This window comes from Nodosilinea sp. E11 (assembly GCF_032813545.1).
Classification (GTDB): domain Bacteria; phylum Cyanobacteriota; class Cyanobacteriia; order Phormidesmidales; family Phormidesmidaceae; genus Nodosilinea.
The window spans coordinates 3,006,947-3,027,730 of record NZ_CP136520.1; the positions used below are offsets into that span (position 1 = coordinate 3,006,947).

The following is a 20,784-nucleotide window of genomic DNA, read 5'->3' on the forward strand; positions in this document are numbered from 1 at the left end:
ACCGTGCATCTCTTAGGGTCGTAACCTTAGCAAGTGAGTCAATTTCGAGTTTTTCTCATCGCAGTCTGTATGAGCCTGGTTACTTGAGCTCATCTGTTGATGGGGCAAGGGCGGTGAAGCCGTGAAGACAAAAGCAACCTATAACAGCCGAACTACAAGTGCTGATGAACAACACTTGTATAGTCACTTACTTGCCTGTGTGGCGGTAGAGTCTCCCGATGCTATGATTGATCGCTTTCAGGCGCTCTTTCTAGATGGGTTTGGCTATCCCGATCGCGATGTGGTGGCTTCCCTTGATCGCTTGCTCAGCTGCTACGAAATTGAAGACTATTTCCGCTTTATTCTCAACCGTTGCTGCCACATTCTCATCAACCGTTGGCAAACCAATACGCAGCTTCAGCCTGCTATCCCCCTGCTGGTCGAGCTGCTAGAGACTACTCCGACTGAGCGGATGTCAGAACTATCGCGATCGCGCTCTGTGCGTCGTTTGCGTCAGGTTACCCAAGGGTTTCTCGACACTGAGCAGTACCTAGCCCTCAAGCGCCTCGCTCGTGTGATCGAGGCTCGCCATTCTGCGCTGCCCCGCAATCGGCAGGCTATGGCAGTGCCCTTGGGGGCATTAATTAACCGCTATCCCTACCTCTATGAACACTGTCTGGTGACCGAAGACAGCGATCTGCAACATCAACAGTATGTGCGTACCATGCAGGCTGAAGCTCAGCACAAGTTTGAGGTAAACCTCAGCCACTATGTTACCTACCGAGTGCGCCAGGGACGGATGCACCGCCAGGGGCAGACAGATTTTGAAAGGCTGCGGGTCGTGCCCAACCCAACCCTACTCAACGACCAAGATCTAGTGTCGTCGCTTAAGCAATTTGCCCGGCGTCGCGACCATGGCCAAAGCTATCGCGATGGGGCCCAGCGATTTTTGCTTGCCCACAACCAGGGTGCCTCTTTTAGACAGTTTAAAGAAGACCTGTTTGAGTACATCATTGCCGATGTCGACTCTAGCTATAGCCAGCGACAGTTCAAAGCCATGCTGCACGATCACCTGCTTACTGCTTTTGCCGATAGCGATGGTAAGCCTGTCGATGATTTTCTGAAAGTGCGTACCTGTAGCAACTTATTTAACCTTTTGGTTATGGATCCCAGCGCCGGGCGACAACACTACGTGTTTCTCGATTTGATTAATAACCTGGGGCCAATTCACACCACAGGACTGCTGCTGAGAATTTTGCTAATTTGCCAAAAGGTCAGGCCCTTTCTAGATAGACGCTTTTCAATGTTGTTTAATCACTATGAAACGGCCTCTAGCGAAACCGTGGCTTGGCTGGTGAATATGTTTGAGAACATCAACATTGCTCTCAGCCTCAACTTTGGTAGTGTAGACCTCTCCCATACCGGTGCTCGCTAGCCCTAATATCGACTCAGGGGTAGTTAAACTCAGGGACTCTGTCTCATCGAATCGCTCGATTGCTGCTTATCCTAGACTAGCGCGGTAACACCATGGGGGCATTCGGCGGATTTCGACGGTGTTTGTTTGGTAGAAAAGTTGGCTCTGTAGACAGTAAAAGTCCTGGCTCAACTACCCCGAAGAACCAGGACTCTTGAGAAGCGGAGAGTCTCCATCCGTCTCAAGCTTGGAGGGTGCAGCGGGCGATTGTAGAGAGCCGTCATGCACCTTAAATTATTCAAAATGCTTTTTAGGGTGGGCATTGCCCACCATGGAAGACTGCTTTGACTCAGAAAGTTTGCTGACTAGAAAATCTTGTTTCTCGACCAGTAGGGGTGGGTCTAACCTAGCTAAGGCTCGACCCACCTGGCCCTGGGGCACCTTTCCCTGGAGGGGTGGGTTTTCCCCAAGGGTGTAAGGTGGGCACTGCCCACCCTACGGGTTGTTAGCCAAAGCGACTTGATGTCGAGGCTATGAGGAAGGCGGCGTAGGTGAGAATGTAGCCCACGGTAAAGTGAGCAAGACCCACCACTCGGCCCTGAATAATCGACATGGCAACGGGCTTGTCCTTCCAGCGAACCAGGTTCGCCAAAGGAGTGCGCTCGTGGGCCCAGGCCAGAGTCTCGATCAACTCCTGCCAGTAGCCCCGCCAAGAGATCAAGAACATGAAGCCGGTCGCCCAGACCAGGTGTCCAAAGAGGAACATCCAGGCCCAAACCGCGAGGTTGTTCATGCCATAGGGGTTATAGCCGTTGATTAGCTGTGACGAGTTCAGCCACAGATAGTCTCGGAACCAGCCCATCAAATAGGTCGAGTTTTCGTTAAACTGAGCCACGTTGCCTGACCACAGCGACAGATGCTTCCAGTGCCAGTAAAAGGTCACCCAGCCGATGGTATTCAACATCCAGAACATCGCCAGGTAGAACGAGTCCCACGCGGAGATGTCGCAGGTGCCGCCCCGACCAGGACCGTCACAGGGGAAGCTGTAGCCGAAGTCTTTTTTGTCAGGCATCAGCTTGGAGCCGCGCGCATCCAGCGCACCCTTGACCAGAATCAGAGTGGTGGTGTGCAGACCCAGGGCGATCGCATGGTGAACCAAGAAGTCGCCAGGGCCAATATTTAAGAACAGCGAGTTAGTGCTGCTGTTGATAGCATCAAGCCAACCGCCGAGCCACACGTTGCCGTGGTTGGGCCAAGCTGTAGTGGCAATACTGTCGGGGTTGGATAGGAGAGTATCCATACCGTAGAGCAGCTTACCGTGGGCCGCTTGCACCCATTGAGCAAATACTGGTTCGACCAGAATCTGCTTTTCGGGCGTGCCAAAGGCGACTACCACATCGTTGTGCACGTACAGTCCCAGGGTATGGAAACCCAGGAACAGCGATACCCAGCTGAGGTGGGAGATCAGTGCCTCCTTATGCTCCAACATGCGATAGAGCACGTTGTTTTCGTTGGCTTTCGGATCGTAGTCGCGCACTAAGAAAATTGCCCCGTGGGCAAAAGCCCCCACCATAATGAAGCCAGCAATGTACTGGTGGTGGGTATACAGCGCTGCCTGGGTGGTGTAGTCCTTAGCGATAAAGGCGTAGGACGGCAGCGAGTACATGTGCTGTGCTACCAGCGATGTCACCACGCCCAGACAGGCCAAGTGCCAACCTAGCTGGAAGTGCAGTGAGTTGTTGTAGGTGTCGTAAATGCCCTTGTGGCCTTCCCCAAGCGCACCGCCAAAGGGGGTGCCTTCCGGGGGACGGTGGGCATTCATGATGGTCTTCATGTCGTGGCCAATACCGAAGTTAGTCCGGTACATATGGCCTGCGACGATAAAGAGCACCGCGATCGCCAGGTGGTGGTGGGCAATATCCGTCAGCCACAGCGCGTCGGTTTGGGGATGGAACCCACCCAAGAAGGTGAGAATCGCTGTCCCAGCTCCATCGCTGCTGTTGAAAATATGGTTTGGCGTGTCTGGATTTTGGGCGTAGACCCCCCACTGGCCGGTAAAGAACGGCTTCAACCCAGCTGGGTGGGGCCGCACCGACAAGAAGTTATCCCAGCCTACATGCTGGCCCCGAGCCTCAGGGATCGCTACGTGAATCAAGTGACCGGCCCAGGCCAGAGAGCTGACCCCAAATAGACCAGCCAGGTGGTGGTTCAGGCGCGATTCTGCATTTTTGAACCAGGCCAGGCTAGGGCGAAACTTGGGTTGCAGGTGTAGCCAACCCGCGAACAGGAACGCTGCTGACAAAATCAGCAGGAACATGGCACCGCCGTAGAGGTCGGCATTGGTGCGCATGCCGATGGTGTACCACCAGTGATACACCCCAGAAAATGAAATATTAACCGGATAGCTGGCTCCCGCCTGGGTGAAGGCATCCACGGCGGGTTGACCAAATTGCGGATCCCAGATCGCGTGAGCGATTGGTTTCACACCCAGTGGATCTTTGACCCACTGCTCAAAGTTGCCTTGCCAAGCGACGTGGAATAGGTTGCCCGACGTCCACAAAAAGATGATTGCCAAGTGGCCAAAGTGAGAAGCAAAAATCTTTTGGTAAAGATTCTCCTCCGTCATGCCGTCGTGGCTTTCAAAGTCGTGGGCCGTGGCAATCCCGTACCAAATCCGCCTTGTGGTCGGATCTTGGGCCAAGTCCTGGCTAAATTTAGGGAATTTAGTTGCCATGAATCAAAACAGGTTTGATGTACGAATGGGTCAGAAAACGCAATTCGTGAAATGCGGTGGTCTGGGTTGTGTCGGGGCACAGCATCCTGTGCCCCGACGGGATCCCATGACCAAACGGGTCATCCCACCGCAATTATTCGCGCTAAGAAGAAGGCCCACGTCGTGGCAATTCCCCCTAGCAGGTAGTGGGCTACACCCACGGCCCGACCTTGGGTAATGCTCAAGGCCCGGGGCTGGATCGCTGGAGCCAGTTTCAGCTTGCTGTGCGCCCAAACAATTGATTCAATCAGCTCTTGCCAGTAGCCGCGACCGCTGAACAAGAACATTAGGCTAAAGGCCCACACAAAGTGCGCTCCAAGGAACATCAGACCGTAGGCCGACAGCGCCGACCCGTAGGAACCAATCACCTGGGAAGCTTGAGCCCACAGGAAGTCGCGCAACCAACCGTTGATGGTGATGGCGCTGGCCGCAAAGTTGCCGCCAGTAATGTGCGACACGGCTCCATCCGGCGACACCGTACCCCACACATCCGATTGCATCTTCCAGCTGAAGTGGAAAATTACAATTGAGATGCAGTTGTACATCCAAAACAGGCCCAGGAACACATGGTCCCAACCGGAAACCTGACAGGTGCCGCCCCGGCCTGGTCCGTCGCAGGGGAACCGGAAGCCCAGCTCACCTTTGTCGGGAATTAGCCTAGAGCTGCGAGCAAACAGCACGCCTTTAAGCAGAATTAGCACGGTCACGTGGATGGTGAAGGCGTGGATATGGTGCACCATAAAGTCGGCTGTTCCCAGGGGAATTGCCGCCATAGCCACCTTGCCGCCGACAGCAACTAAGCCGCCGTCAAACACCGGGCTAACGCCGGCCAGCGCATTCGGCGCAGTATTGCCCGCTGCGGCCCCATGGATGCCTTGGATCCACTGAGCAAACACGGGTTGTAGATTAATCGCCGTATCTGAGAACATATCCTGGGGTCGCCCCAACGCCCGCATGGTGTCGTTGTGGATGTATAGCCCAAAGCTGTGGAAGCCCAGGAAAATACAGACCCAGTTGAGGTGCGAAATAATCGCATCCCGATGGCGTAGTACGCGATCGAGGTTGTTGTTGACATGCACCGATGGCTCATAATCGCGCACCATGAAGATGGCGGCGTGGGCTGCTCCCCCCACAATCAAGAAGCCGCCAATCCACATGTGGTGGGTAAACAGCGACAGCTGAGTGGGATAATCCGTTGCGAGATACGGATAGGGAGGCATGGCGTACATGTGGTGGGCCACGATGATGGTGAGGGACCCAATCAGGGCCAGGTTCCACGACAGCTGGGCATGCCAAGAGGTCGTGAACACTTCATACATGCCCTTGTGGCCTTCGCCGGTAAAGGGACCCTTGTGGGCTTCCAGTACCTCTTTGAAACTGTGGCCAATACCCCAGTTGGTGCGGTAGAAGTGGCCGGCCACAATGAATAGAACAGCCAGCGCTAAGTGGTGATGGGCCGTATCCGACAGCCACAGCCCGCCAGTTTGAGGGTTGAGCCCGCCCTTGAAGGTGAGGAAGTCGGCGTAGACTCCCCAGTCTAGGGTGAAGAAGGGCTTCAGTCCTTCGGCAAATCCGGGGTACAGATCTACCATCAGGTTTTTGTTCAAAATCCACTCGTGGGGCAATGGTATTGCTGCCACCGAATCGATTACCCGGCCACCAATGGTCAACGGACGACCCGCATCAATGGCGTCCATACAGGCGTTGATGGGCAATGATACGTGGATCTGCTGACCGGCATAGCCCAGACAGCCCAAGCCTAGCAGCCCGGCCAGGTGGTGGTTCATCATCGATTCCACATTTTGGAACCACTCCAGCTTGGGAGCCCGCTTGTGGTAATGGAACCAGCCGGCAAACAGCATTAGCGCTGCCATGACCAACGCACCAATAGCGGTGCAGTATAGCTGGAAGCTGTTAGTAATGCCGTTGGCGCGCCACCACTGAAATAGGCCAGAGGTGATCTGAATGCCGTGGAAGCCACCGCCTACATCGGCATTGAGAATTTCTTGGCCAAAGATGGGCCAAACCACCTGGGCACTAGGCTTAATGCCAATGGGATTGGTGAGCCAAGCCTCATAGTTGGAGAACTTGGCACCGTGGAAATACATGCCGCTTAGCCAGATGAAAATGACGGCTAAGTGGCCAAAGTGAGCACTGAAGATCTTCCGCGAAATATCTTCTAGGTCACTGGTGTGACTGTCAAAGTCATGGGCGTCGGCGTGCAGGTTCCAAATCCAGGTGGTGGTTTTGGGCCCCTTGGCCAACGTGCGGTCGAAGTGGCCGGGCTTGCCCCATCGCTCAAATGAGACGGGCACCGGATCTTTATCGACCACGACCCTGACTTTTTGTCCCGGTTCAGGGGGACTTATGGTCATGGGACTCTCCTCTCTTCTACTCGAAAATACAGAGCGGATAAAGGCGCTTCCTACTACAGAGACAGATACGAACTGAGCTATAGAAAGCTTGAATAAAAAGGGTCTTGAGCACCAAAAGCCGACCTGAGCGGTCAGGTAAGTTCATTGGGCTAACGGTTAGGATAGCCTGTGAAAACGGCTGATGGCCTTGAACTGCCACAGTTTTGAAGATGGGGGAAAGCCTCTAGCAGATAGCGTAGAGCCCTTGCCATCCGTAAAATAACGGCAGGTTAAGTAACAAACTACAGAATCACTGCCGCCCTTGGTAAGCGAAGTTTTCACAAGTTAATAACTCTGGCGAAATTAAATTCAGCTGCTCGATCGCCGTAGGAAAAAGGCAGATGTTCGGAGGCTATTTATTTTTCCGGAGAATTTTTGGGGCGATCGCAGGACCGTAAAATCCTCTCGTTGCAGATATTTATCTGCTCGAGATCGCTTGAAGTTAGAACAGCTCTTATCCCCTATTTGCCCTACCTCTGTATGCGCTACCCAGTTGCTCATTCTCCGAAGTCGCTGAGCCATTTCAATGAGTAATTGATCGCCAGTGGCGCGGCCTAAGCTGTCGTACGATCTAGATTTAATAAAGAGTAGAGAGGTGGGTGATGACTAGAAGCATGAGAGCATCACTCCAGTTGGTTTAGGGTGCCCAGCCCGGGGGCAATACCAGCCCTCTCTATCCTCAATTAATATTCGCTCAAGGATTGATGAGGCTCAAGGGTTGGGTAGTGGCGTGTCTGTGGCCAGGGTTAGGCAGATTTTAAAGCTTCTGGGTAGGCAGGGGAGTTGGGCTACTAGGGCTACCAGCGATCGCCCTTGGCCCGGTTGGTCTAGGTAAACCCCCAAATCCTCCCGCCTGCGATCGCCCCAGATGGTGTACATTATGAGAAAATTGTGACAACTGTTTAAGTAAAACCGATTTAGGAGGGCGTGCCCCATGGACTGGAGAGTCGTTGTTGTTTTACTGCCGATTGCTGTAGCGGGAAGCTGGGCTGTGTTTAATATTGGTCGGGCTGCCCTAGGGCAACTGCAAGATTTTCTCAACCGGGAAGCTTAGATTTACAGGCTTGAGAATCAGGGGTGCGATCGCACCCCTGATTTTTTGATCTGGCTCTCACCCTGAATCCGCCCTGGCTAGCCCCGGTTAGACTGGGCAAGCACCGTTTACCCCTGCGCAATCCGCCTGTTTGGAATCGGGGTTATGCGATTCGGATTCGGTATCCATGGTCGAATGGGTCCAGGTTTACTCCATCGACAACGTTGCTAGGTGGGGCATGAGCTGGCGAAAGGCGATGCCCCGGTGGCTGTTGGCCTCTTTTTGCTCGGGTGACATGGTGGCAAACGTTTTGCCCAGGGCGGGTACATAAAAGATCGGGTCATACCCAAAGCCGCCGGTTCCTTGGGGAGCCAGCAAAATTTCCCCAGGGCAAATGCCCTCGGTTTCGAGCACAATCTCGCCCTGGGGGTTAGCCAAGGCGAGAGCGCAGATAAACTGAGCCTGGCGATCGCGGCTGTCCTCTAGCTCTCTCAGTAGGCGATCGATTCTGGCAGTATCGCTGTCGGCGTAGCGAGCCGAGTAAATGCCGGGAGCACCGCCCAAGGCATCGACCGCTAGGCCCGAGTCATCGGCGATCGCCCACTGGTTTAGGGCCTTGGCTACCCCTGTTGCCTTCAGCCGAGCATTCTCTAAAAACGTAGCGCCGGTTTCTTCAATATCTAGATCGTCGGGCTTCAGCTTTAGCTGCCAGGCTAGATCGTTGAGATAGACCTGCATTTCTTTGAGCTTGCCGGGGTTTCCGGTGGCAACAATAACCGTGGGCATAGACCGCGACCTATTCATCAAACGTTAGCTATAGGTCGATTGTAGTGTCTTATTCAGGCGCACAAATGGCTGAGACATCAAATGCAGATCGAGCCCAAACCTGGTAGCGTGGTTGAACAGTGATTGCCAATGCGAAGGTTTAACCCTTGACCCCCAAGCGCCCCTCCCAAAGCTCCAACTATTGGACGCTTGCCCCCTACGTGCGGCGTGAGTGGCCGACGATCGCCCAGGCCTTGATTGGCACCATTATTTTTGTGTCCTACTGGCCGATTTTGGCCTGGCTGTCGGGCAACATTTTAGAGCAGCTAGCCGCAGGCAATGTGCCGGTTGTGGGTCGATTCATTGCGATCACTATGGCGGGCTTTGGGCTGCAAAAAATTGGGCAATATATTCAAGACTCGCTGATGGCTAAGGCCGCCCTAGAGGTGGCCTTTAACCTGCGTAGAGACGTCTATACCCACATTCATCGGCTCAGTCTTACCTATTTTGAGCGCAGCCAAACCGGCGATCTGTCCTATCGGCTGACCGAAGACATCGATCGCATTGGCGAAGTCGTGCAGAAGCTGTTCCACGACTTTTTGCCCTCGGTGCTACAACTCGTTGTGGTGCTGAGCTACATGGTCTATCTCAATTGGCAGCTCACCCTGACCGCTCTAGTGTTGGTACCCATTTTGGCTGTGCTGGCCGGATGGTTTGGCGAGAAGATGCTGACGTTTTCGCGGCGCAGCCAAAATTTGGTGTCTGACCTGTCATCACTGGTAACCGAGGTATTTAGCGGTATTCGTCTAGTGCGGGCCTTTGCCGCCGAAGACTATGAAGTAGAGCGCTTTACCCAAGAGGCCGAAAAAAATCGCCAGGCCCGGTACAAGGCGGCCTGGTTGCAGGCAGTGCAGTACCCGGTAGTGGGCTTTACCTACGCTGTAGTGGTGATGCTGATTTTGCTGGTGGGCACCTGGCAAATCGCCGAAGGCAACCTCACTGGGGCTTCCTTTGGGAGCTACGTCGTTGCCGCGCTGATGTTGATTGATCCGGTCAACCACGTGATCATCAACTATGGCGAATTTAAGCAGGGCGAAGCTTCGGTGGATCGCGTGATTGAGCTGCTCGATCTAGAACCGGCGGTACGCGAGCTGCCCACTGCTGCTGAGTTGCCGAAGGTGACTGGCCGCGTCGAGTACCGCAATGTCACCTTTGGCTATGAGGCTGACGAACCCGTACTGCACAACCTCGATCTACTGGCCCTGCCCGGGGAGAAAATTGCCCTGGTGGGCTCTTCGGGCGCTGGTAAGTCAACTCTAGTGAACCTGCTGCCTCGTTTTTACGATCCCCAGGCGGGCCAAATTTTGATCGACAATGTCGATGTCGCCACCGTCAAGCTGCGCAGCCTGCGGCGACAGATTGGCATTGTGCCCCAGGAGACTACGCTGTTTTCTGGCACGATCGCCCAGAATATTGCCTTTGGTCAAAAAGACTTTGACATAGAAGCTGTAGAAGCGGCGGCTCGTATTGCCAACGCCCACGATTTTATCACTCAGTTTTCCCAGGGCTACTACACCTGGATGGGAGAGCGGGGGGTCAACCTGTCGGGAGGGCAGCGGCAGCGGGTGGCGATCGCTCGGGCTGTGCTGCTGAACCCTCGCATTCTCATTCTTGACGAGGCCACGTCGGCCCTCGATGCTGAGTCAGAGGCCCTGGTGCAGGAGGCTCTCGATCGCCTGATGAGCGATCGCACCGTGTTCATCATTGCCCACCGGTTGGCCACCGTGCGCCAGGCCGATCGCATTCTGGTGATGGAAAAGGGCCAGGTGATTGAATCGGGCACCCACAGCGAGCTTTTGGCCAACCAGAACCGCTACGCCCAGTTTTATGCCCAGCAGTTTGCGGGCAGCGGCGCAGGCTAGGTGCCTCAACCCTGTCAGTCGACCCCCGTAAGTACTACCCTGGAGTAAGTAATTATTCCTGGTTTGTCATGGCATCGCCCCCGGCCACGGGCCTTGGCCCCACTTCAGAAAAAGCCATCTATGACGATGGCCCTGGTGCGCGCTTGTTTATCTGGCTCTTCAGCCGCAAGATGGCCAAGGCGGTTGGCAAAGACACTGCCTTGAGTGGCTACGATGGCTTTGTCGATTTGTCGAACCAAATCATGCAGGGACGCAATGCCCAGCAGCAGCAGGCACTAGTGGCCGTCGTGCTCAAGTCGCTGGTGCCCACCCAGGTGTTGTGGCTCATTCGCACCCTGTTTTCACCGACCCGGCTAGTGTGTGAGCTCAATGCCTGGTTTGCCACGCTGCTGTTTGAGTGGCTGGTCGGCCCCTGCGAGGTCAAAACTGTAGAGTTCACTGACGCCCAGGGCCAGGTGCGGCAGCAGCGCAGCGGCGTCCATATCAAAAAATGTCGCTATCTCGACGAGAGCCGCTGCGTTGGCATGTGCGTCAACATGTGTAAGCGGCCTACCCAGCGCTTCTTTACCGAAGACTTTGGCATTCCCCTAACGATGGTGCCCAACTTTGAAGACTTTAGCTGCGAGATGGTGTTTGGCCAGCCCCCGCCGCCCTTGGAGACTGAGGACGCCTATAAACAGCCCTGTCTGATCGATCATTGCTCGCTTGCGACTCGCGATCCCCAACCTTGTCCCAAGGTCAGGAACTGAGAGCTTCCGAGTAGAGGATAGCTAGCGGGGGGTGGGGGAGATAAGGGATGGACTAGATCGGGCGACTTAAACGCATTGGAGTAAAAAATCGCTACTGTATTCAGCAGTACAATGTCCAATGGTTTGCTGGCGGTTCTACACCCATGATTGAAGTTGAGCACCTGAGTAAGACCTACGGGTCTACTACGGCCATTCAAAATATTACCTTCGAGGCCCAGCCCGGAGAAATCTTGGGGTTTCTGGGGCCTAACGGGGCGGGTAAGACGACCACCATGCGAATTTTGGCAGGATATCTGCCAGCCTCAGACGGTACGGCGCGGGTGGCGGGCTACGACGTGCACACCGACTCAATGGCAGTGCGGCAGCGGATTGGCTATCTGCCCGAGTCGCCGCCGCTTTACCCCGAGATGACGGTGCAGGGGTTTCTACACTTTGTGGCCAAAATTAAGGGGGTGCCCTCCGACCTCCGCCAGCAGCGGGCCGACATTGCGATGGATCACTGCGGTCTACGCGATAAGCGCAAGGTGCTGATTCGCAAGCTGTCGAAGGGCTATCGACAGCGGGTGGGCATTGCCCAGGCGATTATTCACGACCCGCCGGTCATTATTTTAGACGAACCCACCGTAGGGTTGGATCCACGCCAGATCAATGAGGTGCGTCAGCTGATTAAGGGTCTGGCAGGCAGCCATACGATCATTCTCTCCACCCACATTTTGCCGGAGGTGAGCATGACCTGCGATCGCGTCACCATTATCAACCGGGGCCAGGTTGTGGCCACCGATACCCCCGACAACCTCACCACTCGCCTTTCGGGTGAATCGGCCTATGAGTTAGAGATCAAAGGCGATGTCGATACTGCCCAGCGCCTGCTGGCAGCGATGTCCCCTGTGCGCCAGGTGACCCTACTGGGGTTAGAGCATCTGCCGGAGTATCATCACCGATTGCGGGTGAGCGCGGAAGCCGATCGCACCTTGGGAGCCGTTATGTCTGCCGCCCTTGTCAACGCTGGCCTCGAACTCCACGAACTGCGCCGCCAACAGGCCACCCTCGAAGATGTCTTTCTCAACCTCACTACCACCGAACCCGCCCCTGGAACGATCGCCCAATCCGAAGGGCCCATGGGCGATGGGGTGACAACTGAAGTAATGCCTGAGGATCCCGAAGCCTAGCTATGTTGGATTTAGGGTTGCCGTTCTCGCCACCCATCCACCCCAATACCCAACCCACTCCATCCCCGTTGCCCCATGACCCTCCTCTTCAAAAACATCCTCGCTATTTACCAGCGAGAGCTTCAGAGCTACTTTGCTTCACCGCTGCCCTATATCATTGCCGCTCTGTTCTGGCTGCTGGGGGGCTTCTTTCTGGTGGCTATTTTGCTTGGCCCCCAGGGCATTTTGGCCCAGGCTGCCATGGCCGACCAGGCAGTGCAGATGGGGATGCCTCCGGCACCGCCCTTCGATGTAGCCTACGAATTTAATAAGGGCTACGTTGGGCTGTTGGGGTCGCTGTCGCTGTTTGTGTTACCGATGCTCTCCATGGGGCTTTACGCGGACGAGCGCAAGCAGGGCACCCTCGAACTGCTGGCCACCTCGCCCGTGGCCAACTGGGCCGTGGCCCTGGGCAAGCTGATGGCGGTGGTGAGCTTTTACATCGCCATGGTGCTGCCGCTAATGGTGTGCCAGGCGGTAGCGTTGGGGGCCGCGACTCCCCCCACTGGCTCAGGCGTCTTTTTGCTGTCTCACCTGGGGCTCGTGCTAATGGCTGCCAGTATCTTGGCCCTCGGCATGTTCATTTCGTCGCTGACCGAGAGCACGGTGCTGGCGGCAATTATGACCTTCGCGCTGATTTTACTGCTGTGGCTCGTCGATGCGATCGCCCAGGGATTGCCAGGGATCCTGGGACAGGCCCTCGGCCACCTCTCCCTGCTAAAGCACTTCACCGATTTCACTGAAGGCATTTTTGACACCGGTGGGTTAGTGCTGTTTCTCTCATTTATTGTGTTGGGTTTATACCTCACTGCCCAATCCATTGAGACCCTGAGGTTTCAGCGCTCTTAGCAGCACTTAGCAACAGTTGAGTGATGGCAGGTTAGTTTTAGCGGGTTTAGCGGGTTTTCTATGGCGATGAAATCGTTTGCGATCTACCAGAAGTATTTGAAGTACCTGGCGTTGCCGGGGCTGGCCCTGGTTACAGCAGGCCTGCTGGCCGGAGTGCTAGCCGGATGGACGCTGCTGCCTGCTGGTCTGTTAGTGGGAGGCACCGGACTTCTACTTATCGGGCTGGTACTGGGCAACTATGGCCAAGGCCGGTTCTGGGCTCAGCGATCTACCGAAGCCGGGGCCAATGCGCTGGTGTCAGCCCTGGCGGTACTGGCGATTTTGGGCTTGGTCAACTTTTTAGCAGTGCGCTATGCCAGCCGAGTAGACCTCACCGAAAATCAGCTATTTACCCTGGCTCCCCAGTCGCAGCAGGTGGTGCGTACCCTTGAAAACCCCACCCGCATTGTGGTGTTTGACCCGCTACCCAATCCTCAAGATCGGCAGCTCCTCGAAAGCTATCGCCAGGCTGGGTCACGGTTTACCTTTGACTATGTCAACCCCTACAACGACCCGCGCCAAGCCCAGGAGTTTGGCGCGACCCAAACCGGCATGGTGTTTGTAGAAAGTGGAGATACCCGCCGCTTTTTGCAGAATGTCGGCCCCAACGAGCGGCTGTCAGAGCGAACCCTGACGAACGCACTTGATCAGGTGGCGAGCGATCGCGCCCTCGCCGTCTATTTCACCCAGGGGCATCAAGAGTTTGCCATCGACGGCAGCGAAACCGGCTTTTTGCAAGCCACCACCGCCCTAGAAGACAAAAGTGCCCTGGTTCAGCCCCTCGATCTCTCCCAAACCGGGTCAGTGCCTGACGATGCCAGTGTGGTGATCGTGGCTGGCCCCGCCGCCGAGTTCTTTGAGGCGGAGGTAGACGCCCTACAGACCTACCTCGACAGTGGTGGTAGCCTCATGCTGCTGATCGACCCCCGCACCAGCCCCGGCCTTGACAGTCTGTTAGATCCCTGGGGCGTCACCCTTGACGATCGCATCGTGCTCGACACCTCCGGTACTGGTCAGCTGGTGGGCCTGGGGCCTGCCGCTCCCCTCGTCACCGACTACGGCGATCACCCCATCACCCGTGACTTTCGCAATGGGCGATCGTTCTTTCCTCTGGTGCGCCCGGTCAATGTCGAAGAGGTGCCTGGCGTCACGGCTGTGCCTCTACTCCAAAGCAACTCCCAAAGTCGGGCCGAAGCCCTTTCCCCTGAAGGCGAGCTTCAGTTCGACGAAAATGCTCCCCCCTCCGGCCCCTACACCCTGGGGGTAGCGCTCAGCCGTCCGGTTAATCAAGCCCCCGCCGTCGAAGACAGTGAGCCCTCTCCTGAGTCGCGTCTGGTCGTCATTGGCAATGCCACGTTTGCTACCGATGGCCTGTTTGATCAACAGCTCAACGGCGATGTGTTTCTCAACTCAGTCAGCTGGCTCGGTCAGCAGACCGATGCCACCCTCTCCATTCGTCCCCGAGAGGTGACCAACCGCCGCATCACCATGACCGTGCAGCAGCAGATTGGTCTGGGCGTGTTCGCCCTGTTGGTGTTGCCCCTAATTGGGTTTGCCTTAGCGGTGCTGATGTGGCTACGGCGGCGTTAGCCATCCTCTGGGGGCGGGGGCAGACATGTCGTTATCGCTGCCAAGTCTCCGTTTTGTCCGTCGCCACTGCCCTGACCTATGGTTGGGGCAAGGGCTAGATACCTTGAGTTTTAGGCTGGCTATAGCCGAATGTCGCTGTTGCCTAAATCGGCTCCGTCAGGTCAATCCCGGGCCTGACTGCTTTATTGCCGCCACAATTCGCTACTATAGGGAAACTCAGGTCTTCGGGCTTGGGGTCCTTTAGCAGAAATGTTTAGGGAGGTGGGTCGAGGCCCACTTTTTTATTGGCATTATTTCAGACGTTACATGGTACATCCTCTGATTCCCCAGGTGCTTGAGTTAGCGGCCCCCGTTGCCGAAGAACTGGGGCTAGAGGTGGTTGAAGCGGTATTTCAGACCAACCAATCGCCTCCGGTGCTGCGCATCAACGTGCGCAGCCTCGAAAACGAAGACACTGGCCTGAGTGACTGCGAAAAAATGAGTCAGGCGTTTGAGGCCGTCCTCGATACCACCGATCTCATCCCCGATGCCTATGTACTCGAAGTGTCTAGCCCTGGGGTGTCTGCGGCCCTAGAAACCGACCGCGACTTCGTCGTGTTTAAAGGGTTCATGGTAGAGGTCAACCTGTCTGCTCCCCACAAAGACAAGCGGCAATGGGTCGGCCAGCTAGTGCGGCGAGATGACGCCGCTGTGGTGCTGAGCCAAAAAGGTAAAACGGTCACCCTGCCTCGGGAGCTGGTGACGACGGTACAGCTCAGTGATCAAAGTCCCGATTAGCGCCCTCTGCGCTCAGAATTCTGCCACAACTGAAGATTTAGCCCCTAGAGGTGAGTGATTATGTCGCTAGTTAGTCTGCCAAACCTGCAGGAAATGATTGATGTCATTAGCCGCGAGCGCAATTTGCCCAAGCACGCGGTCGAAAATGCCATTCGCGAAGCTCTGCTAAAGGGATACGAGCGCTATCGTCGTACCCGAGAAATCGATACCCACTTCGATGAAGAGTACTTCGACAACTTCGATATTGAGCTAGACGTAGACGACTACGACGATCAGGGCTTTCGGGTGCTGGCCACCAAAACCATCGTTGACGAGGTCACTAGCCAAGACCACGAAATTGCCCTAGCCGAAGTGCGCGAAGTCGCGCCTGAAGCCCAAGCAGGCGACACCGTAGTGCTCGATGTCACCCCGGATCAGCGTGACTTTGGCCGGATGGCTGCGATTCAAACCAAGCAGGTGCTGGCTCAAAAACTGCGCGATCAGCAGCGTAAGCTTGTTCAAGAAGAGTTCCAAGATTTAGAAGGCAGTATTCTATCGGCCCGAGTGCTGCGGTTTGAGCGCCAGTCGGTGATTATGGCCGTCAGTAGCAGCGTCGGTCAGCCCGAGGTTGAAGCCGAACTGCTCAAGCGCGACCAGCTCCCCAACGACAACTACCGCGCCAACGCCACCTTCCGTGTCGCCCTGAAGAAGGTATCTGAGGGGTCTCATCGGGGGCCTCAGCTGCTGGTGTCTCGCGCCGATGCCGCTTTGGTGGTCGAGCTATTTACCAACGAAGTGCCCGAAATTGAGGACGAAATTGTTCGGATTGTGGCGGTGGCGCGGGAGGCCAATCCGCCGTCTCGCTCCGTTGGCCCTCGCACCAAAATTGCGGTGGATACCCTAGAGCGGGATGTGGATCCGGTTGGGGCCTGTATTGGGGCACGGGGATCGCGCATTCAGGTGGTGGTCAATGAGCTACGGGGTGAAAAAATCGACGTGATTCGTTGGTCGCCTGACCCCGCCACCTATATTTCTAACGCCCTCAGTCCGGCCCGCGTTGACGAAGTGCGCCTGGTTAATCCCGACGATCGCCAGGCCCATGTGCTAGTGCCTGAAGACCAGCTCAGCCTGGCCATTGGTAAAGAGGGCCAAAATGTTCGTTTAGCGGCTCGCCTCACCGGGTGGAAGATCGATATCAAAGATTCGGGCAAGTACGACTACGACGAAGAAGATCGCAAGATGGCTGAACTTCTAGCGGCTCGGGAAGAAGCTGCCCGAGAAGCGGCAGAACAGGCGGCTGAAGAAGCCGAAGCGGCGGCGTGGCGAGCGGCGGCGGCAGCAGAACGCGCGGCGGCTGAAGCGGCGGCCAGCGGAGCAGCGGCTACTCCTAAAGTTGCCCTAGGGGTAGAGCCTGAAGAGGACACCGATGGGGCGGCAGATGCCCCCGAACCGCTCGCCACAGCGGTTATTGCTCCAGAAGACACGACACTGGAAGAGACCGATGATGACACTGAGGCTGACTTGGTCGCAGAGGCAGATTTGTCCCCTGAAGACGCGACCTTAGAAGACGAAACCCAAGAAGACGAGTCTTTGGAGGACGAGACCCTAGAGTAAACCCATGCAACCAAACCATCGGTGCTGTGTAAGCTGTCGGCGGGTTGCGCCTAAAGCCGAGTTTTGGCGAGTGGTGCGGGTTTATCCAGACCGCACGGTGGTTTTGGGAGAAGGTATGGGGCGATCGGCCTATATCTGTCCCCAGGCCGCCTGCCTGCGCCAAGCCCAAAAAAAGGGTCGGTTAGGTCGTGCCCTTAAAGCCAATGTGCCAGAGGAGCTTTATCAAACTCTATGGCAGCGGCTGGAGGGGGCTGATCAAGCGGCGATCGCACTACTTCCCCAGGCTTTGAGCCCCAGTTCACCCCAGCCGTAAGGAAAAATTTTGTGTTTACTAAAGATTCAACCAACAATTTTTGCAAATGAATCGTCCTAATTGGCTCTCCCTCTGAGATTCTGTTCATTAGGGGAGCAACTGATTACACTCATAGTATGGGTAAATAACCGGCAGCCCAGCCGTCGGTAAACTTGCTTAGGGCCCCATCACCCCTGGCCTTAGGTTACAATGCCTTGCTAGGGCTAAGTATCCGTCAGAATGGTTTGATGTCGTTTTGTTGGACGAAGCAGGTTGGTTTATGTAACAAGCTTGACTAGCGTAGGGAGATGTGGATGAACGGCAAAGTGAGAATTTACGAGTTATCAAAGGAATTGGATTTGGATAACAAGGACATCTTGGCGATCGCCAGTCGCCTTGACATTGCCGCGAAGAGTCACAGCAGCACCATCGCTGAGTCAGAAGCCGACCAAATTCGTGCGGCGGCTCGTCAGTCTCGTAGTAGCAGCAGCGGCCCTAATCGGCCCGATCGCCCTCGGCCCCCAGCCCCCGTGAAAAATGGGGCTCGGCCTGAGCGCAAACAGCAAATTTTGGAAATTCGTCGGCACCGGGTTACCCCCAAGGCTGACAGTGGCGCTGAGGTGACTGCACCTACGCCTCCGGCGGCGGCTCCAAGCACGCCCCCGACCCGGCCCAGTGGTGGCAGTAGCGACAATCTATCAAAGCCGCCTAGCCGTCCCAGTGTCGCTCCCCGCAGCGAGCAGGCTGATATTAAGCCGCGCCCTCCGGTGGCGTTAAATCGCCCTGCTGTCGAGCCGTCAGACCCTTCGGCTATCTCTGCGCCAGAGGTGGTTGAAGAGGCTCCTGCTCCGGCTGTGGTCAAGCCTCGCCCTGAGTTGGTGAGCCCAGTGTCGCGTGAGCGGGTCGAGACTGCCAGCGATCGCTCCGAATCGACGGTAGACATGCCTCGTCCGCCCCGCCCGGTTATTCGTCGGCCCGAAATCCGCTCTAGGGAAGATCGTGCCCCTGAGAGCCGTAGTGCTGATGGCAATGGGGCACCGCGTCCTACCATTCCCATTCGCGAAATTGATGCCGATGAGGATGTGCCTCGGCTGAAGCCCAAGCCCAAGCTGCGTCGTCCCACCACTGATGCTGACACGGCTAGAACCGAAGCAGAGCGCGCCGAGAAAGCGGCACCCGGTGGTGACTCCATCTCTGTGATTGGGGTAGGTGGTCTAGATGAGTCTCATCTGCGTCGTCCTTCGCCCCCTCGCCATCGGCGCGAAGAGCGCGATGATGAGGATGACGATCAAAAGATGCGTGAAAAGGCCAGCAAGGTCGGCAAGACCAAGCGTCGGGGCCAGGGAGTACTGGGCGAAGACGACGAAGATCTTGACGTGCTGGTTGATGAGCTAGAAGAAGGCGATGATCAGCCTTCTGAAGTCGCTCAACTGAGCATTTCTCTGGCTCGTCCGCCTAAGCCTAAGAGTCAGGGGGGCGGCAAACCGTCGTCACCCACGATGAAGAGCCACAAGCCTCAACACCGCGACAGCAGCAGTGGTGGCGGTCGCTCTCGTCGAGGTCGTCGCGAAGCTCAACCTACCCAAGAGCGCCCAGAGCTGATTGTGCTCTCTGAAGGGCTCACGGTGCATGAGCTGGCTGAGCAGATTATGGTGCCTGAAACAGAACTGATCAAATCGCTGTTCTTTAAAGGCATTGCTGCCAACATCAACCAGACCCTCGATATTGAAACGGCCAAGATGGTGGCCGAAGAGTTTGAGGTCATGGTCGAAACCAGCCAAGTCGAGTCAGAGGCCAAGAAGGTCACAGAGATGCTCGACGCAACTGACCTCGATAGTCTTCAGCGGCGACCTCCCGTAGTCACCATCATGGGTCACGTGGATCACGGTAAGACTACTCTGCTCGACTCCATCCGTAAGACCAAGGTGGCCCAGGGAGAGGCTGGCGGTATTACCCAGCACATCGGGGCTTACCATGTCGATGTGGAGCACGACGGGGTGTCTCATCAAATCGTCTTCCTCGACACTCCTGGTCACGAAGCCTTCACCGCCATGCGGGCGCGGGGTACTCGGGTTACCGACATCGCCATTCTAGTGGTGGCCGCCGATGATGGTGTTCGGCCCCAAACCATTGAGGCCATCAGCCATGCCAAGGCGGCTGAAGTGCCCTTAATTGTTGCCATCAACAAGGTCGATAAGGAGACTGCTAATCCTGATCGCGTTAAGCAAGAGCTGATGGAGCACGGTCTTGTGCCCGAGGAATGGGGCGGCGACACCATCATGGTGCCGGTTAGCGCCCTCGCTGGCGACAATCTCGATAGCTTGCTTGAGATGATCGTACTTGTGGCTGAGGTAGGCGATCTACAGGCTAATCCTGACCGAATGGCTCGGGGTACTGTGATTGAGGCTAACCTCGACAAGGCTCGCGGACCAGTAGCTACCCTGCTGGTGCAAAACGGCACCCTGCGGGTGGGCGATTCCCTAGTGGCTGGTCCTATCCTGGGCAAGGTCAAGGCCATGCTCGACGACCGCCTGCAGCGAGTTAAGGTGGCAGGGCCTTCCTTTGCCGTTGAGGTGCTCGGCCTCAACGATGTGCCTGCTGCTGGTGACGAGTTTGAAGTCTATGCTGATGAGAAAACCGCTCGGGCTGTGGCCGACAAGCGTATGCTTGACCAGCGCCAGTCGCGCTTGCAGCAGTCTATGGCCTCTCGGCGGGTGACGCTCAACACTATCTCGGCCCAGGTGCTAGAAGGCGATCTCAAGGATCTCAACCTACTGCTGAAGGCCGACGTGCAGGGGTCAATCGAAGCCATTCTGGCGGCACTTCAGCAGCTGCCCCAGAACGAGGTACAGATTCGGGTGTTGTTGGCGGCCCCTGGCGAGATCAGCGAAACCGATGTCGATTTGGCTGCTGCTAGTGGCGCGGTCATCATTGGCTTCAACACTACCCTGGCTCCCGGGGCACGGCAGTCTGCCGATCGCCTAGGGGTCGATGTGCGCGATTACGAAGTGATCTACAACCTGCTCGATGATATTCAGGGGGCCATGGAAGGCCTACTCGACCCCGAAATGGTGGAAGAGACCCTGGGGCAAGTCGAAGTTCGGGCTGTCTTCCCCGTGCGCAAGGGTGCTGTGGCTGGTTGCTATGTGCTTTCGGGCAAAGTTACCCGCAACTGCAACCTGCGGGTGGTGCGAGGTGGCGAGGTGGTTTACACCGGCAAACTCGATTCTCTTAAGCGCATGAAAGAAGACGCTAAGGATGTAGCGGCCGGGTTTGAGTGCGGTATCGGCATTGACAACTTCAGTGATTGGAAGGAAGGCGACATTATTGACGCCTTCAAGATGATCACGAAGCGCCGTACCTTGGCTATGGCCTAAGCAGCCCGCT

Annotated in this window: 14 protein-coding genes; 11 read left to right on the plus strand and 3 right to left on the minus strand. The window is 56.2% G+C overall.

The window, feature by feature from the left end:
- The first annotated feature begins 223 nt into the window (after positions 1-223).
- Positions 224-1,414: a hypothetical protein gene (locus tag RRF56_RS15535; protein WP_317034080.1), complete on the plus strand. Its 1,191-nt coding sequence runs from the start codon at positions 224-226 to the stop codon at positions 1,412-1,414.
- 484 nt (positions 1,415-1,898) lie between these two features.
- On the opposite strand, the gene psaB is transcribed toward RRF56_RS15535, so the two are convergent.
- Positions 1,899-4,127, minus strand: a complete 2,229-nt coding sequence (psaB, locus tag RRF56_RS15540; protein ID WP_317034081.1) for a photosystem I core protein PsaB — start codon at positions 4,125-4,127, stop codon at positions 1,899-1,901.
- A gap of 119 nt (positions 4,128-4,246) precedes the next feature.
- Complete coding sequence (gene psaA / locus RRF56_RS15545; protein WP_317034082.1) at positions 4,247-6,541, minus strand: photosystem I core protein PsaA; 2,295 nt, start codon at positions 6,539-6,541, stop codon at positions 4,247-4,249.
- Positions 6,542-7,514: 973 nt separating this feature from the next.
- Between psaA and RRF56_RS15550 the strand changes: the two genes are divergently transcribed.
- On the plus strand, positions 7,515-7,634 hold the full coding sequence (locus RRF56_RS15550) for a photosystem II protein Y (protein WP_073610157.1): 120 nt from the start codon (positions 7,515-7,517) through the stop codon (positions 7,632-7,634).
- A gap of 186 nt (positions 7,635-7,820) precedes the next feature.
- Here the strand turns inward: RRF56_RS15550 and rdgB are convergent, their stop codons facing one another.
- Complete coding sequence (rdgB, locus tag RRF56_RS15555; protein ID WP_317034083.1) at positions 7,821-8,399, minus strand: RdgB/HAM1 family non-canonical purine NTP pyrophosphatase; 579 nt, start codon at positions 8,397-8,399, stop codon at positions 7,821-7,823.
- A gap of 146 nt (positions 8,400-8,545) precedes the next feature.
- Here rdgB and RRF56_RS15560 point away from each other — a divergent pair, with 146 nt between their 5' ends.
- The 9 genes from RRF56_RS15560 (at position 8,546) to infB (ending at position 20,774) form a co-directional block, all read left to right on the plus strand.
- On the plus strand, positions 8,546-10,300 hold the full coding sequence (locus RRF56_RS15560) for an ABC transporter ATP-binding protein (RefSeq protein ID WP_317034084.1): 1,755 nt from the start codon (positions 8,546-8,548) through the stop codon (positions 10,298-10,300).
- A 68-nt stretch (positions 10,301-10,368) separates the two neighbouring features.
- The gene (locus tag RRF56_RS15565; RefSeq protein ID WP_317034085.1) at positions 10,369-11,049 is read left to right on the plus strand and encodes a DUF4033 domain-containing protein; all 681 of its coding nucleotides are present in this window, start codon (positions 10,369-10,371) and stop codon (positions 11,047-11,049) included.
- A gap of 143 nt (positions 11,050-11,192) precedes the next feature.
- Positions 11,193-12,218, plus strand: coding sequence for an ABC transporter ATP-binding protein (locus tag RRF56_RS15570; protein WP_317034086.1), 1,026 nt, complete (start codon positions 11,193-11,195; stop codon positions 12,216-12,218).
- A 75-nt stretch (positions 12,219-12,293) separates the two neighbouring features.
- On the plus strand, positions 12,294-13,106 hold the full coding sequence (locus RRF56_RS15575; RefSeq protein WP_317034087.1) for an ABC transporter permease: 813 nt from the start codon (positions 12,294-12,296) through the stop codon (positions 13,104-13,106).
- 60 nt (positions 13,107-13,166) lie between these two features.
- Positions 13,167-14,735: a GldG family protein gene (locus RRF56_RS15580; protein WP_317034088.1), complete on the plus strand. Its 1,569-nt coding sequence runs from the start codon at positions 13,167-13,169 to the stop codon at positions 14,733-14,735.
- Between the two features lie 306 nt (positions 14,736-15,041).
- A complete protein-coding gene (gene rimP / locus RRF56_RS15585; protein WP_317034089.1) occupies positions 15,042-15,512 on the plus strand; it encodes a ribosome maturation factor RimP in 471 nt (156 codons plus the stop codon).
- Positions 15,513-15,572: 60 nt separating this feature from the next.
- Positions 15,573-17,105, plus strand: coding sequence for a transcription termination factor NusA (gene nusA, locus RRF56_RS15590; protein WP_317034090.1), 1,533 nt, complete (start codon positions 15,573-15,575; stop codon positions 17,103-17,105).
- Positions 17,106-17,109: 4 nt separating this feature from the next.
- A complete protein-coding gene (locus tag RRF56_RS15595; protein WP_317034091.1) occupies positions 17,110-17,418 on the plus strand; it encodes a YlxR family protein in 309 nt (102 codons plus the stop codon).
- A gap of 293 nt (positions 17,419-17,711) precedes the next feature.
- On the plus strand, positions 17,712-20,774 hold the full coding sequence (gene infB / locus RRF56_RS15600) for a translation initiation factor IF-2 (RefSeq protein WP_317034092.1): 3,063 nt from the start codon (positions 17,712-17,714) through the stop codon (positions 20,772-20,774).
- Positions 20,775-20,784 lie beyond the last annotated feature (10 nt).

What these genes read in the sequence shown, in the direction of transcription:
- RRF56_RS15550 (WP_073610157.1), top strand. Translation starts at nt 7,515, where the DNA reads ATGGACTGGAGAGTCGTTGTTGTTTTACTGCCGATTGCTGTAGCGGGA.
- RRF56_RS15575 (WP_317034087.1), top strand. Translation starts at nt 12,294, where the DNA reads ATGACCCTCCTCTTCAAAAACATCCTCGCTATTTACCAGCGAGAGCTT.
- RRF56_RS15570 (WP_317034086.1), top strand. Translation starts at nt 11,193, where the DNA reads ATGATTGAAGTTGAGCACCTGAGTAAGACCTACGGGTCTACTACGGCC.
- nusA (WP_317034090.1), top strand. Translation starts at nt 15,573, where the DNA reads ATGTCGCTAGTTAGTCTGCCAAACCTGCAGGAAATGATTGATGTCATT.
- psaA (WP_317034082.1), bottom strand. Translation starts at nt 6,541, where the DNA reads ATGACCATAAGTCCCCCTGAACCGGGACAAAAAGTCAGGGTCGTGGTC.
- RRF56_RS15595 (WP_317034091.1), top strand. Translation starts at nt 17,110, where the DNA reads ATGCAACCAAACCATCGGTGCTGTGTAAGCTGTCGGCGGGTTGCGCCT.
- RRF56_RS15535 (WP_317034080.1), top strand. Translation starts at nt 224, where the DNA reads ATGATTGATCGCTTTCAGGCGCTCTTTCTAGATGGGTTTGGCTATCCC.
- RRF56_RS15565 (WP_317034085.1), top strand. Translation starts at nt 10,369, where the DNA reads ATGGCATCGCCCCCGGCCACGGGCCTTGGCCCCACTTCAGAAAAAGCC.
- psaB (WP_317034081.1), bottom strand. Translation starts at nt 4,127, where the DNA reads ATGGCAACTAAATTCCCTAAATTTAGCCAGGACTTGGCCCAAGATCCG.
- RRF56_RS15580 (WP_317034088.1), top strand. Translation starts at nt 13,167, where the DNA reads ATGGCGATGAAATCGTTTGCGATCTACCAGAAGTATTTGAAGTACCTG.
- rimP (WP_317034089.1), top strand. Translation starts at nt 15,042, where the DNA reads ATGGTACATCCTCTGATTCCCCAGGTGCTTGAGTTAGCGGCCCCCGTT.
- rdgB (WP_317034083.1), bottom strand. Translation starts at nt 8,399, where the DNA reads ATGCCCACGGTTATTGTTGCCACCGGAAACCCCGGCAAGCTCAAAGAA.
- infB (WP_317034092.1), top strand. Translation starts at nt 17,712, where the DNA reads ATGAACGGCAAAGTGAGAATTTACGAGTTATCAAAGGAATTGGATTTG.